Origin of the sequence: Croceibacterium sp. TMG7-5b_MA50, assembly GCF_039830145.1 — a bacterium.
GTDB lineage: Bacteria > Pseudomonadota > Alphaproteobacteria > Sphingomonadales > Sphingomonadaceae > Croceibacterium.
In genome coordinates, this window is sequence record NZ_CP156082.1 from 1,234,215 (window position 1) to 1,248,101 (window position 13,887).

Annotated in this window: 12 protein-coding genes; 10 read left to right on the plus strand and 2 right to left on the minus strand. The window is 67.2% G+C overall.

Annotation, left to right across the window (positions count from 1 at the left end):
* The first annotated feature begins 14 nt into the window (after positions 1-14).
* Positions 15-761: a response regulator transcription factor gene (locus V5740_RS06080; protein WP_347304175.1), complete on the plus strand. Its 747-nt coding sequence runs from the start codon at positions 15-17 to the stop codon at positions 759-761.
* A 33-nt stretch (positions 762-794) separates the two neighbouring features.
* Here the strand turns inward: V5740_RS06080 and V5740_RS06085 are convergent, their stop codons facing one another.
* Together V5740_RS06085 and V5740_RS06090 are read right to left on the minus strand one after the other, a co-directional pair.
* Complete coding sequence (locus V5740_RS06085) at positions 795-3,542, minus strand: TonB-dependent receptor (RefSeq protein WP_347304176.1); 2,748 nt, start codon at positions 3,540-3,542, stop codon at positions 795-797.
* 110 nt (positions 3,543-3,652) lie between these two features.
* Positions 3,653-5,242 (minus strand): hypothetical protein, encoded by a 1,590-nt coding sequence (locus tag V5740_RS06090; RefSeq protein ID WP_347304177.1) that lies wholly within the window; start codon positions 5,240-5,242, stop codon positions 3,653-3,655.
* Between the two features lie 152 nt (positions 5,243-5,394).
* On the opposite strand from V5740_RS06090, the gene V5740_RS06095 reads away from it, so the two are divergent.
* The 9 genes from V5740_RS06095 (at position 5,395) to virB11 (ending at position 13,872) form a co-directional block, all read left to right on the plus strand.
* Complete coding sequence (locus tag V5740_RS06095) at positions 5,395-5,835, plus strand: tetratricopeptide repeat protein (protein WP_347304178.1); 441 nt, start codon at positions 5,395-5,397, stop codon at positions 5,833-5,835.
* Between the two features lie 113 nt (positions 5,836-5,948).
* Positions 5,949-6,578, plus strand: a complete 630-nt coding sequence (locus tag V5740_RS06100; RefSeq protein ID WP_347304456.1) for a lytic transglycosylase domain-containing protein — start codon at positions 5,949-5,951, stop codon at positions 6,576-6,578.
* Positions 6,575-6,895 carry a TrbC/VirB2 family protein gene (locus tag V5740_RS06105; RefSeq protein WP_347304179.1) on the plus strand — a complete coding sequence of 107 codons (321 nt, stop codon included), beginning with the start codon at positions 6,575-6,577 and terminating at the stop codon, positions 6,893-6,895. The genes V5740_RS06100 and V5740_RS06105 overlap by 4 nt, the downstream gene beginning before the upstream one ends.
* 1 nt (position 6,896) lies before the next feature.
* Positions 6,897-7,178, plus strand: coding sequence for a VirB3 family type IV secretion system protein (locus tag V5740_RS06110; RefSeq protein WP_347304180.1), 282 nt, complete (start codon positions 6,897-6,899; stop codon positions 7,176-7,178).
* Between the two features lie 37 nt (positions 7,179-7,215).
* Positions 7,216-9,681: a VirB4 family type IV secretion/conjugal transfer ATPase gene (locus V5740_RS06115; RefSeq protein WP_347304181.1), complete on the plus strand. Its 2,466-nt coding sequence runs from the start codon at positions 7,216-7,218 to the stop codon at positions 9,679-9,681.
* On the plus strand, positions 9,678-10,877 hold the full coding sequence (locus tag V5740_RS06120) for a type IV secretion system protein (RefSeq protein WP_347304182.1): 1,200 nt from the start codon (positions 9,678-9,680) through the stop codon (positions 10,875-10,877). Before V5740_RS06115 ends, V5740_RS06120 begins: the two co-directional genes overlap by 4 nt.
* Before the next feature lies 1 nt (position 10,878).
* The gene (locus tag V5740_RS06125) at positions 10,879-11,700 is read left to right on the plus strand and encodes a TrbG/VirB9 family P-type conjugative transfer protein (protein WP_347304183.1); all 822 of its coding nucleotides are present in this window, start codon (positions 10,879-10,881) and stop codon (positions 11,698-11,700) included.
* Positions 11,700-12,827 (plus strand): TrbI/VirB10 family protein, encoded by a 1,128-nt coding sequence (locus tag V5740_RS06130; RefSeq protein ID WP_347304184.1) that lies wholly within the window; start codon positions 11,700-11,702, stop codon positions 12,825-12,827. The genes V5740_RS06125 and V5740_RS06130 overlap by 1 nt, the downstream gene beginning before the upstream one ends.
* Positions 12,828-12,831: 4 nt before the next feature.
* The gene (gene virB11 / locus V5740_RS06135) at positions 12,832-13,872 is read left to right on the plus strand and encodes a P-type DNA transfer ATPase VirB11 (RefSeq protein WP_347304185.1); all 1,041 of its coding nucleotides are present in this window, start codon (positions 12,832-12,834) and stop codon (positions 13,870-13,872) included.
* Positions 13,873-13,887 lie beyond the last annotated feature (15 nt).

Genomic DNA, 13,887 nt, shown 5'->3' on the forward strand with positions numbered 1-13,887 from the left:
CGCCGTGTTGTAACATGCGTCACAAGCCGGTCATACCGGTGCTGCACCGCTCCCGCCTCATCGTCCATGGGGGACAGGCGCACATGGCCAGACGGCACAACATCTTCAGCACCGATCCGGCTTGCGCCCATTTTGCGCCCTTCGTGCATGGTGACACCAGCTACAGCTTCCACCTCCTCGGCTCCGTGGCGCCTGCCCGGCTGCTGGACAGCGGCGCCTGGCTGTTCGTCGACTGGTTGCTGCCCGACCTGTCCGGGCTGGAATTGTGCCGTCGCCTGCGGGCCGATTCGCAATTGGCCGACGCGCACATCACGCTGGTGCTGGAGGAAGACAGCCTGGAAGACCGGCGCCGCGCACTGGCGGCAGGCGCCGACGATTACGCGATCGGTCCGCTAGACCGCCAGGCCATGCTGGACCGGGTCCTGGCGCTGAGCGCGGGCGGCGCCAGCGTGCTGCCGGAACAGCAGATCACGCTGGGCGCATTGCAGATCAATGTGGCCGGCCAGCAGGCCAGTTGGCAGGGGCAGCTGGTGCCGCTGCGCCCCAACGAGTTCCGCGTGCTCCGCTTCATGGCGCAGCAGCCCAACCGCGTGCTCAGCCGGCAGGATCTGGTGGTGGCGCTCGGCAAGGCGGGTGATCCGGATTATCTGCGCACCGTGGATGTGTGGATCAAGCGCCTACGATCGGGGCTGAAAGCTGCCGGCGCGCCGCGCTTGCTGCGTACCGTGCATGGCCGCGGCTACGTGCTCGACATTTTGTAGCGGACAGGGCCGGCTGAGCGCCGGCCCCATCGGTCAGAAGGTGACGGACAGGGAAGCACCGAACGTGGTGCCGATGTCCCAGGAATTGATCTCGATCCGGTTGGTGCCGTTGTCTTGGAATTCCTGATGGTCGGTGCCGAAGATGTTGCGCGCCTCCAGCTTCAGCTCGGCATTGGTTCCGCCCAGTTCCAGCCCTTGTCGGAACACGACGTCTAGCCTTGTGCCCGGCGTCTCCAGAATGTCGGGCAGCTGGTTGAACCCGCGGCTCACCACACGGTCGCTGGCATAGGAGAACAGGAACGTCAGCTGCTGCAGCTGCTCGCTGTCTTCCAATCCGAGCTGCAGGTTCACCAGGTGATCCGACTGGCCGGTCAGCGGCGCATCAGGACGGAAGAAAAGCGTGGCATCATCGGTGCCGTAGCCGAACACGGCGGTCCTATCGCCTTCCTGCACGCTGATGGACGATTGCGTGTAGGTATAGTTGGCGACCACCAGCAGTTCCTTCGTGGAGAAGAAGTCGCCGATGTCGGCAAGGTCGTACCGGTACTCGAACTCGGCCTCCGCGCCGTAAAGTTCGGCGGAAGGAGCGTTCGCGAAGCTCGTCAGCACGCGGCCATCGGCATAGGTGGCGAAGGCTTCGATCGGGCGATCGATATTCTTGTAGAAACCCGCCACCAGCGCACGCACGCCGCCGGCGGGGTAATATTCGGCGCGCGCTTCCAGGTTCAGCAGCTCGCTGTCGGTCAGCAGCGGATTGCCCTGGAACACGCGGGTGGATTCCGGATCCTGGTACGCCTGGAAGATCAACTCGCGGAACTGTGGCCGGGCGATGGTGCGCGAGGCGCTGAGCCGCGCCTGCAACCCGTCCGTGACTTCGTAGGTCAGTGTCGCGGCCGGCAGGAAGTAATCATTGCCGAGCGAGGTGGTCGCCCCGCTGTCCGGCAAGGGATTGGTGTAGACCGACAGGTCCGGCGCAACCGTCTGCACCGCATCCTCATACCGGACGCCGGCATCGATCGTCAGCCCGGCGACAGGCTCCGCGCGAGCCTGGATGTAGGCGCCATGCACCTCCAGGTCGGCCAGGAAGGTCGGGGTCGCACTGGTCGTCTCGTCCAGGAGCAGCTGGTAGCGGGAGGACGGATCGGTGTTGGCGTCGCTCTCGCCGAAGTCGATCACGTCGTCGCTCAACAGACCGGCCGGCTGCAACAGGCTGAACGCCGCAGGGAACGCACCATTGGCGCGGATGCGGAACTCCCTGCGGGAGGAGATACGGTCCGTCTTGGTGTAGGCATAGCCGACCGTCGTGGTCAGCCAATCCAGCACCGGGTAGGACAGGTCGAGACCGGCGGAATAATTATCCTCCGTGAGGTCGGAGAACACCACCCGCGCATCACTGCGCTGCCCATCCAGCGTGTTCTGCCACAGGCCGGGGAACGGGTTGCTTTCGCCCGGGCTCTGGAAATAGTCGAGCGAGTATTCGAACGGTGCCTCGCGCTGGGTCTGGGCATAGCCGGCGCGAAGGTCGACGCCCAGATCGCCAAATTCCATCTCGCCGACGAATTGCGTGTCGATCAGCTGGCGCTCGAACCACGAGGTGTTCTGGTCCACCTCCGCATTGCCGCTGTCGAAATTGGTGCCGATGCCCAGCACCGACTGCTTCAACGTGTCGCGGATATACAGGTTGGTCCAGCGGAAGCGATGCTCGCCGATCTCGAAACCGAGACCCAGCAGGCCGTTCACCAGCACGCGGTTGTCGGTGGTGTAGTTGAGGAACGAGGAATTGAGCTGCAGGTCCGCGCTGCCCGATGCATCGCTCTGGATCAGGCGGTTGCGCCAGCGATTGTTGATCCCGGCCGTGGCGATGATGCCAAGCCGCCCCTCGCCCACATCGATGCCGGTGCCCGCGGTGATCGCGCCGGAGAAGTTGACCGGCAGGCGGTTCAGCCGCTGCAGCGTCATGAATTGCGGGTTGGTGATATCCTTGATGATATCACGCACCGTGCCGCGATCGGTCACATCGCTCAGCTGCTGACCACTGTCGAAGAACGCCTGCAAGGCCGGCGGCGTGTCGCGCGAACCGTCATCGAAGCCGGTCCAGTCGCTGTCCGATCCGAAGTAGCTGTAGCCCACCTGGCCGGTCGTCTCGGTATCGCCGCTGATCCCACCGCCGACAGTGACGAAGCTTTCGTCAGGCACTGCGGAGGTCGTCAGGTTGATGACGCCGCCGCCGAACTCGCCCGGATAGTTGGCGGAATAGGTCTTCTGCACCAGCGAGGATGCGACCACGTTGGTCGGGAAGATGTCGAGCGGGACCACGCGGCTGAGCGGTTCCGGGCTCGGCAGCGGAAGGCCGTTCAGCAGCGCGAGGGAGTACCGGTCGCCGAGGCCGCGGACGAACACGAAGCCGTTGCCCTGCACCGACAGGCCGGTCACCCGGCCCAGCGCACCGGCGATGTCGCCCTCGCCCGTTCGGGCGATCTGTTCCGCCGACAGGATGGACAGCACCTGCGTCGCGTTGCGCTGCAGGTCGCGGTTGATGCGGCCCGTCACGATGATCTCGCCACCGGGAACGGAGATGTCCGCTTCCGTCGGGACCGGCTCGCCCGTCGCCGGATCGATCTGGTCGGCGGTCGCATCCTGGACGGCCGGCTGCTGGTTCGGCACGCCCGCGGGCACGCCGGCATTGGTGGACGCGGTGGTGCCCTGCGCGCAGGCGCCGAAGGGGGCCGAAAGGCCGGTGGTGAGCAGCAACAGCCCTGCCAGCTGCTTCGCAGTGGTCATGGTACGGACCCCCTCATGGATCGAAACTGGGGCGGGCGTTCTGCCCGCATCATGCAAGAACGGGCGCGCCCCAGCAGCAACTGGCGCGCGCCCGACATGGCTTCCTTGCCTTACTGGTAGACCGGCAGGCTGGTGCAGGCGCCGGTGTTGCCGGTGCCGAAGTTCGCCGTGGCCGAGTTGCAGGTCCATCGCGCGTACCAAGTGTCAGAAGCATCACGCACCGCACCGATATAGGTGGTGGCGTCGAAGAAGCTGCTCAGCGTGCTGGCGTTGAAAGCGGACACTGCGCTCTCGTTCGCGCCGTTCACGAACAGGTTCGTGAGGGTCGGCGTGAAGCTGGCATTGTTGTTAGTGCCGGCGTTGAAGATGGTGCGCACGTTGTCGGCGGTGACGTTGTTGCTGCCGATGAACTGGGCCGCACCACCGCACTGCATCACGACCGACTGGAAGATCGGCGGGCCGACATCGTCCAGGCCGCTGTCGCTATTCCGGATCGTTTCAGAATGCTGCACGCGAATGCACTCGTCCTGCGGGCTGACCAGCACGCCGTTCAGCAGCGCATAGTCGGTGCCGCCGCGCAGCCGGATGGCCGCCTGGCCGTCCGCCGCCGCCGCACCCTGCACGAACACGAAGTTGCTGATGCGGGTGTTCTGACGCGGGGTGGAGTCGCGCAGATCGTCCGAGTCGGCTTCGATGATGGTGTCGTGCGTGTTCGTGTTGTGGACCACGATCACGTATTGCAGGTTGGCCTTAACACCGGTGTCGCTGTCGATCGAGTCATCCTCGGCCCCGACGACGATGAAGTACTTCATGTTGACGTAGCCGCCGAAGAACTCGGCGCCATCGTCAGAACTGTTGTAGCTCATGATATGGTCAAGCTGCGTACCGGTACCGGTGCCGCCGGTGGTCAGCGATTGCAGTTCGCTGTTGCTGCCCAACACAAAGCCGGAATAGCGGATCTGGACGTAGCTCATCCGCCCGGAATTGTCGTTCACGGTGGCGCCGCCGAAGAAGGCGGGGCTTGCCGACCCTTCAACCTGGCGTTCGCACTGCGCGCTGCCAGGCACGGCGCCCGACGCCGCGCAATCGGTGACCGGCGCACGGCCGCTCAGCACCACGCCGCCCCACTGGCCGGAAGACGATTCGGTGTTGAACCCAACTACGTTGTCGCGGCTCGTGAAGATGATCGGCCGTTCCGCCGTGCCGACCGCATTGATGCGGTTGCCACGGTTGACGTTCAGGAAGGCTGCGCCGCTAGAATAGACGATCACGCCCGGATCGATGGTCAGAACCACATTCGTGTCGCTGGACCCGTCGGAGGCGTCGGGCACCGGCCCGCCATCCGTGCCGACGTCCACGCGGCCGTTCATGCGATACAGCACGCCCGCGAAATACGGTAGGCGACTGGACGCGTTGAACCGCGACGGCAGGGTGCAGACGCGATAGGTGCCGGTCGGTCCAGCAATCGTACCTTCGTCAGCCAGACCCTGCGGGTCGGCGATCGTCGGGCAGCCGCCGGCCGGCGTCACAGTCGCCGGCGGAGTCGGTGCAGGCGACGGTGCAGGCGACGGCGCAGGTGTAGCGGGCGGGTTGATGATGATGTTGCCGCCTGTCCCGGGAGAGGCGATTTCGTCGGGTCCGCAGGCGGACAGCGCCAGCAGGCTGCAGCCCAGAACGAGCGAACGGGTCAGGTAAGTCACAGCACATCCCCCATGTGGTGGCGAGAATCAGGCGATCGGCATCGCTGCGCCGCGACTAGGACCGTGCTGTGACACTTTCTTTGCAACGAGGATCAAGTTTGACGAACGTCGCAAGGTTGCAGTTTTGTGACAATGTGACGTTTTCATTGCACATGGCGATCATCGGCGTAGCCTGCATCATCAAACATTTAATTGCGGAGAGTATCGCCATGACCTCGCTTTCCCTTCTTGCCGCCGCCATCGTGCTGGTCGGCCAGCCGATCACCTCCGTTCCCGGCCCTGACATGAAGATCACCGAACTGCGCGAAGTCGCTTACGAGGAACTGATGGACGGCCAGACCGAGGCTGCGGTCTCGGTGATCGAGGCCGAGCTGGCGGAGCGTCCGGGCGACCCGGCCCTGCTGATCAACTTGGGCAGCGCCTATCTCCGCCAGGGTCGCGCGGCAGAGGCTGCGACCTTGTTCCAGCAGGCCGCGGACAGCCGGGTGCGCTACGATCTGGAACTGGCCGACGGCCGCTGGATGGATTCGCGCCGTGCGGCCAAACTGGCGCAGGTGAATGCCGGTGGCAGGATGCTGCTCGCGAGCAGATGAAGCAACGATCCCCGGCGCGGCAGGTCCGCGCCGACGATCTAGGTGATCCGGCAAGCAGTTGTGTCACGCGGCTGTCATCTGGCATAAGCATTGGCGCGCTTTCTGGAGCACCGATGATTCTGCGCACTGCACTGATTGCCACAGCAGCGATGCTGGCCACGCACGGTCTGCCTGCGCACGCCGACGTGCTGGAGATCGGGGCGAATGGCGACGCCGTGTGGCTGACCGGTTCGTCGGCAACCTCTCCCGTGGATGCTGGCGCCCCGGCGTCGCTGGCGGAAATACCACCGGAAGCCGGGATTGTTCCCGACCACGCGATCGCCATGCTGGCAGCGCAGGCAGGCACGGTGCCGCAGCTCTACGCCGCCAAGGTGGCGGAGCTTGCCGCACGCTATGATCTCAGCCCCGCACTGATAGAGGCGCTGGTCTGGCAAGAAAGCCGCTGGCGCGCCGATGCCCGCAGCCCCGTGGGCGCGCGGGGCCTCGCCCAGTTGATGCCGGGCACCGCCCGCGACCTGGGCGTGAACCCCGATGATCCGTTCGCCAACCTGGAAGGCGGCGCGCGCTACCTGCGCGAGCAGATCGATCGCTTCGGCGGCGATATCGAACAGGCGCTTGCCGCCTACAATGCCGGGCCAGGTCGTGTGATGCGTGCCGGCGGCGTCCCCCGCATCCGCGAGACCCAGGGCTACGTTTCTGCCATCATGGGCCGCCTTTCCGATCATTCCCGGAGTGACAAGTGAACGCCAAGTCCATCCTTCCCCGCCTGCTCGCCGCACTCGCCGCCATTGTCGCGCCCATGGCCGCCCAGGCGCAGCCGGTTGCCGGCAGCCCGCAGGGTTCCGGCCCCATCAACGCCGCGCTTGCCTGGATGCAGGGCACGCTGCTGGGCAACGTGGCCACGGCGGTGGCAGTGATGGCGGTGGCGGCGGTCGGCTTCGGCATGCTGACGGGTCGCATGAACTGGCGCTTCGGCGCGACGGTGATCATCGGCGTGTTCATCATCTTCGGCGCCGGCAGCATCGTGTCGGGCATCCAGTCCGCTGCAGCGGTTGGGTAAGGTGGACCTCATCCGCCACCCCGTCCATCGCGCGCTGACCCGGCCGCAGATGTTCGCGGGCGTGACCTACAACTATTTCATCATCAACGCCGCGCTGACGACGGAGCTGTTCCTGATCACGGGCAGCTTCCTCGCCCTGTTGGCGGCGGTGGCGATCCATGGCGTGGGTTATTTCGCCTGCCTGCGCGAGCCGCGCATCTTCGACCTGTGGCTGACCAAGGTCAGCAAGTGTCCGCGCGTCAAGAACTGGAAGCATTGGGGCTGCAACAGCTACGCCCCGTGACGGCGCCCAACCCCGTCGTCCGCAAGGAGCAGAACGCATGAAGACCAAGTGGCTGGGTGCCGCGGCATGGAGCGCCAAGGAAGCGCATGCCGGCGAGCGTCTGCCCTATGCGCGGCTGCTGGACGGCAATACCGTGCTGCTCCGCGACGGATCGCTGATGGCCGCGCTGCAGGTGCCGGGCCTGCTGTTCGAGACGGAGGACACGGACGCGCTGAACGCCCATGCGGCGACGCGCGAGGTGATGCTGCGTTCCGCTCTCGACGCGCGCTTCGTGCTGTATCACCATGTCATTCGCCGCCGGGTAGCGGTGGACCTGCCAGCCCGGTTCGACGACCCGCTGGCCGCGCATATCGACCGCCGCTGGAACGAGAAGCTGCAGGGCGGATCGCTGTTCGTGAACGACCAGTTCGTGACGCTGGTGCGCCGTCCGGCGCGGGGAAAAGCGGGTCTGGCAGAACGCGCGGGCAAGTTCTGGCAGCGTCGCGGCAAGGAACAGGCGGAGGCGGACCCCAAGGATTTGCGCGCCCTGCGGGCCGCATTGCAGGCACTCGCCGCGTCGCTGGGCGATTACGGTGCGCAGCCATTGGGCGATTATACCGGCCCTAGCGGCGGCACCAACAACGAGCTGCTGGAACTGCTGAGCGCGCTGTTCAACGGCGAGATGCGACCGGTGCGACGGCCCGAAGGCGACACCGATATCGGCCGCATGCTCCCCTACCGCCGGGCCAGCTTCGGCCTGGATGCGATGGAACTGCGCGGCGCGGGCGGGCAGGCGGGCACTGACTTCGCCGCGATGCTGAGCCTGAAGGACTACCCCGACGCAACGAGCCCGGGCCTGCTCGACCCCGTGCTGCGCCTGCCGTGCGAGCTGATCGTGACCGAAAGCTTTGCGCCGCAGGAACGGCAGACCGCGCGCGAGCGCATCGACCTGGCGCTGCGCCGCCTGCGCTCTGCCGACGAGGAGGCGATGGCAGAGCGCGCCGATATGCTGGCCGCGCGCGACCACTTGGGCAGCGGGTCCGTCATCTTTGGCGATCATCACCTGTCCGTGCTGGTGCGGGAGAGTGACCTTGCCCGGTTGGACGATGCTGCCGCCGCCGTCGCTGCCGCGCTGGCCGATACGGGCGCGGTCACCGTGCGGGAGGACACCAACCTGGAGCCCGCGTTCTGGGGCCAGTTCCCGGGCAACGAGGGCTACTTGGTCCGCCGCGCGCTGATTTCCAGCGCCAATATGGCAAGCTTCGGCTCGCTTCACGGCTTTGCGCTGGGGCAGGCAGATACCAATCATTGGGGCGATGCCGTGACGCTGCTGGAAACGACCAGCGCGACGCCGTTCTTTTTCAATTTCCACCACGGCGATCTCGGCAATTTCTCCGTCATCGGTCCATCGGGCAGCGGCAAGACGGTGGTGATGAACTTCCTGGCGGCGCAGGCGCAGAAGTTCGCACCCCGCACCGTGCTGTTCGACAAGGATCGCGGCGCGGAGCTGTTCATCCGCGGCATCGGCGGTCGGTACGATCGCATCCATGCGGGTGAGCCCACCGGGTTCAACCCCCTCGCCCTGCCCGATAGCCCGCATACCCGCGCCTTCCTGCGTGACTGGCTGGGCGTCCTGCTGAAGGCGGAAGGGCCGGAGGAGCTGGCGACCGTGGCCGGTGCGGTCGATGCCGCCTACGCCAACGCGCCGCATCTGCGTCGGCTGCGCTTCTTCCGCGAATTGCTGTCGGGCAGCCGCCGGCCGCAGCCGGGTGATCTGGCCGATCGCCTCAGCCCGTGGATCGACGATGGCGAGCATGGCTGGCTGTTCGACAATGCGGCCGACCGGCTGGACCTGTCCACCCGCGTCATGGGCTTCGACATGAGCGCGCTGCTGGAGAACCCGCGGCTGCGCACGCCGACCATGATGTACCTGTTCCACCGCATCGACGAGCGGCTGGACGGCAGCCCGACGATGATCCTGATCGACGAGGGCTGGAAGGCGCTGGACGACGAAGTGTTCGCCGCCCGCATCCGCGACTGGCTGAAGACGCTGCGCAAACGTAACGCACTGGTCGGCTTCGCCACGCAAAGCGCCCGCGATGCGCTGGACAGCCGGATTTCCACCGCGCTGGTCGAACAGACGGCCACCATGGTGTTCATGCCCAACGCCCGGGCCCGGGCGGAGGATTATTGCGAAGGCTTCGGCCTGACCGAGCATGAGTTGAGCCTGATCCGCAGCCTGCCCGCACACAGCCGCGCCTTCCTGGTGCGGCAGCCCGATGCCAGTGTGGTCGTCCGGCTGGACCTCAGCGGCGCGCCGGAGGTGCTGACCATCCTGTCCGGCCGCGAAAGCACTGTACGCCGGCTGGATGCGCTGCGCGCCAGCGTGGGCGACGATCCCGCCGCCTGGTACCCGCTGCTGACCGATACGCCCTGGCCCGGCGACGTGCCGGAGGACATGGCGGAGGTCACGCCTCTGCCGCCTGTCATGCCCGCCTTCGTGGCGCGGGAGGCGGCGGAGTGAGCGCCGGCTTCAGCCCGGCATTGTGTCAGGAGGCGCTGGACGGCGTCGGCAGCGGGGTCGCGGCGTCCCTGCGTGCGGTCGATTGCGCCGCAGCCGCCACCAGCCAGGCGGCGTTCGGCCGGCTGTTCGGCTCCGATGGCGCATTGCTGCCGGCGCTGACCGTGCTGCTGACGCTGTATGTCGCCTTCTTTGCGTTCGGCCTCATCACCGGGCGCTCCACGCTCGGCATTTCCGCCCTGACCCCGCGCATGGTGACATTGGGCCTGGTGCTGACCTTCGCCACCAGCTGGGTGGCCTGGCAAGGCACGGTCTACAACTTGGTCGTCGGCGCGCCCAACCAGATCGCCAACATCCTGATGGGCGGCGACGGCTCCGCCACGGACGTCTTCGCCGACAAGGTGGATACGGTGTTCGCCGTGTTGGTGCAGGCGAGCGGGGACGAGGCGATGGAGGGGGCAACCTCCACCTTCAGCCCGCCCGGCCTGCTGTGGCTGGGCGCCACGCTGCTTCTGCTGGGCACGGTGGGCCTGCTCGCCACCACCAAGATCGCGTTGGCGGTGCTGATGGCGGTCGGTCCGGTCTTCGTGGTGCTGGCGCTGTTCGATGCCACCCGCGGGCTGTTCACTGGCTGGCTTAAGGGCGTCGTGCTCCTAGCAGTGACGCCGCTGTTCGCAGTGCTGGGTGGGTCGCTGATGCTGGAACTGGCAGTGCCCGTGCTGCAAGCCCTGTCCATGACGCCGGGCAAGATCGAGCCGCAGCCCGCGATGGCCTTCTTCATGATCGGCGCGGTGCACCTGGCGCTGATGGTCATGGTGCTGAAGGTCGCCGGCACGATGGTGGCGGGATGGACCGTGTTCGGCCTCGCCAATACGAAGGAGGACAAGGGCGGCGCCGCGACTGCCGCTGCCGCCGCGCGCGGTGCCGCCGCCGCGGTAGTCGCCGCCACCCCGGCGGAGGCACGTACAGGCGCGGCGCCCTCGCGTGAGATCCGCCTTGCCGGGGCGGTCCTGCCTGCTGCTGCCAACGATCGTGGCGGAATGTCCTCCAGCATCACGCGTGAGACGCGCATCGTCGGCGGCGCGGGCCCATCCTCTGCCGCCGGCGCCTCGCCCGCCGCTGGCCCGTCGCGCGCGCGCGGGATCGGCAGCCGTTTTCGTGCCGCGCCGCCGCGCGCCAATCCTGCCAGGACTTCGTGACATGATCCGCCCGCTGTTTCTCGCCGCCACGCTGTTGGCTGGTCTTTCCGCGGCGTTGCCCGCCCAGGCAGACGACCGCCGGTTGATCGAACGCATGTTCGAAGAGAACGAGATCGTCACCATCCAGGGCCGCGCAAATGTGCAGGCGGTGATCCGATTCAACGAGAACGAGCATATCGAGAACGTCGCCATCGGCGATGCGCAAAGCTGGCAGGTGACGCCCAACAAGCGCGCCAATCTGCTGTTCGTGAAGCCGCTGGCCGATCGTGCGGCGACCAACATGACGGTGGTGACGGACAAGCACACCTACCTGTTCGACCTCGTCGCCAGCCCGGCCAACCGCAATCCGGTTTATCTGTTGGCCTTCACCTACCCGCCGGAGCCGGAAGAAGAGGACGCGCCGCTGCTGGCCGGCGGTGCGCCGGCACCCGCGCCCAGCGCCGTGGAGGTCGCCGCCGCGACGGACCCGTATGCCGTGGTTGATCCCGCGACGCTGAACCATGACTGGCGCCGCTTTGGCGCTGCCCAATTGCTGCCGCAGACGATCTACGACGATGGCGATGCGACCTTCCTGTCGTGGGACGCCGGCACCCCGCTGCCGGCCATCCTGGTGCAGGATCTGGAAGGCACCGAAGGCCCGGTGAACTACGCTGTGCGCGGCGACCAGATCGTGGTTGACGGCGTGCCGCGCCGCATAATTCTGCGATCGGGCGAAGACGTCGCTACCCTGGTCAACGAAGGGTCAGTCCGGCCGCGCCCGGCAGCCGCGGCCGCTGCCACCCCTGCCCAAGCCCGAGTGCTCGCCAGCACGGAGTCCCGCTGATGAAGCTTGCCAACCGCCTCTCGCCCGTGCGCGCCGATGGCCAGCCCGCGGCTCTCGACCGCGATCCGCGCGAAGGCGCCTCTGCCGAGGTGATCGATCTCGCCAGCCGCACCGCCTATCCGACCGTCGCCAATCGCAAGGGGCGCTCGGATGCGGTGGGCCTTGCCGCCGGGATCGGCTTCGTCGCGTTGCTTGGCGCCGCGACCCTGTGGGGCCTCAACGCCAGCCGCGTGCCCGAAGGATCGGCGGGTGTCGCACCTGTGGTGCAGAACGGTCCCGCACCAGGCGCCTTCATCCCGGCCGAACCGGCGCAGCCAGTCCCGGTGTTGAATGGTGAACCCGCCGGCGCACCCGCGCCGAGCCCGGTCTACAGCGCCCCGCCGGTCACCGCCGCTGCACCGATGGGCAATCCATATGCCAGCCCCACTGTTGTGTTCGACGCAGGTGCGCTGCCGGCTGAAGCTGCCGGTCCTGCGCCCGGCACGCCTGCCGCCGCTGCGGCGGCCGCGGCTGCGGGCACCGGTGCCGGCGACTTTGCCAGCCGCGTGGGCGGTGTGGGCGGTGGCCCGGCCGTGGCGCGCACGGATGTCGATCCGCGCACCACTGTGACGCAGGGCACGATGATCCCCGCCGTACTGGAGACCGCGATCAACACCGACGTGCCCGGCTACGTCCGCGCGGTCGTGAGCCAGGACGTGCGCAGCTTCGACGGAACGCGCATCCTGGTGCCGCGGTCCAGCCGGCTCATCGGGCAGTACCAGTCGGGCCTGCAAGCCGGGCAGAAGCGCGCCTATGTCATCTGGACGCGGCTGATCCGGCCAGACGGCGTTTCCGTCGCGCTCGCCAGCCCGGCCAGCGCGTTCGACGGCAGCGGCGGCCTGCCGGGCCGGGTCGACAACCACTTCTTCCAGCGCTTCGGCTCCTCCATCCTGCTGTCTGTCATCGGCGGGCTGACCGCGGTTGCCAGCGGCGGCACCAGCGTGGTTCTGGGTGGCGGGCAGGATGCGGCCAGCACCGCCCTGCAACAGAGCGGCCAGATCGGCCCCACGGTGCGCGTGCGCCAGGGCGAACCGATCCGCGTGTTCACCGCACGTGATCTGGATTTCAGCCAGGCACCGCGGATCTAAAGTCATGGCTGCAGAGATCGTGCAACTCGGCAGCCCGGTCGACGAGCCCGGCGCCGCAGAGCCTGACGCGCCGCGTATCAACAGCGGCAGCGTCTATCTCGATGCCTACCTCGCCCCGTTCCGTCCCTGGCTGGAACGCGATACGGTGACGGAGATCATGGTCAACCGCCCGGGCGAGGTCTGGGTGGAGGATGCCGCCCGATCGGGCATGCAGCGGATCGAGGCGCCGGGGATCGATGACCGACTGGTGCAGCGCCTGGCCGAACAGGTCGCCCGCGTCAGCCACCAGGGCATCAACCGCGAACATCCGCTGCTGGGCGCCACGCTGCCGGCCGATGGATTCGGCGGCGCGCGTATCCAATTCTGCGGCCCGCCGGCCACCCGCCGGCACTGGGCCATGGCGATCCGCCGGCATCGCCGGCTGGACCTGACGCTCGACGCGTACGACACCGGCCCGCTGCGCCCACCGGTCGAGACAGCCATGCCCGATCCGGCAGAACAGCCCGTCGCGTTCCTCCGGGCAGCGATCCGCGCGCGCAAGACGATCCTGATTTCCGGCGGCACCAGCACCGGCAAGACCACGTTCCTGAATGCCATGCTGGGTGAGATACCGGCGCATGAACGGGTCATTCTGGTAGAGGACACCCCCGAGCTGCGGCTGCCCGGCGCCAACGGTCTGGGGCTGGTGGCGGTGAAGGGCGAATTGGGCGAGGCGAAAGTCACCGCTAACGAGTTGCTGCAATCGGCCCTGCGCCTGCGGCCGGATCGGATCGTACTGGGCGAACTGCGCGGGGCGGAGAGCGTCAGCTTTCTGCGGGCGATCAATACCGGCCACCCCGGCAGCTTTTCCACCATCCACGCCAATTCGCTGCGCGGTGCGCTGGAACAATTGGCATTGATGGTGATGCAGACCGGCATCGGCCTGACCCGGCCCGACACGATCGCTTACGCCGCGTCCGTCATCGACGTCATCGTGCAGCTGGACCGCAGTGACGGACGCCGCGGGATCAGCGCCATCGCCCGTCCAGCCGACATCGTGAACTAGACAGGCACCATCCGG

Excerpts from the sequence above, each read along its gene's own strand:
- V5740_RS06080 (WP_347304175.1), top strand. The coding sequence starts at position 15 with ATGCGTCACAAGCCGGTCATACCGGTGCTGCACCGCTCCCGCCTCATC.
- V5740_RS06085 (WP_347304176.1), bottom strand. The coding sequence starts at position 3,542 with ATGACCACTGCGAAGCAGCTGGCAGGGCTGTTGCTGCTCACCACCGGC.
- V5740_RS06095 (WP_347304178.1), top strand. The coding sequence starts at position 5,395 with ATGGCGATCATCGGCGTAGCCTGCATCATCAAACATTTAATTGCGGAG.
- V5740_RS06100 (WP_347304456.1), top strand. The coding sequence starts at position 5,949 with ATGATTCTGCGCACTGCACTGATTGCCACAGCAGCGATGCTGGCCACG.
- V5740_RS06115 (WP_347304181.1), top strand. The coding sequence starts at position 7,216 with ATGAAGACCAAGTGGCTGGGTGCCGCGGCATGGAGCGCCAAGGAAGCG.
- V5740_RS06125 (WP_347304183.1), top strand. The coding sequence starts at position 10,879 with ATGATCCGCCCGCTGTTTCTCGCCGCCACGCTGTTGGCTGGTCTTTCC.
- V5740_RS06130 (WP_347304184.1), top strand. The coding sequence starts at position 11,700 with ATGAAGCTTGCCAACCGCCTCTCGCCCGTGCGCGCCGATGGCCAGCCC.
- virB11 (WP_347304185.1), top strand. The coding sequence starts at position 12,832 with ATGGCTGCAGAGATCGTGCAACTCGGCAGCCCGGTCGACGAGCCCGGC.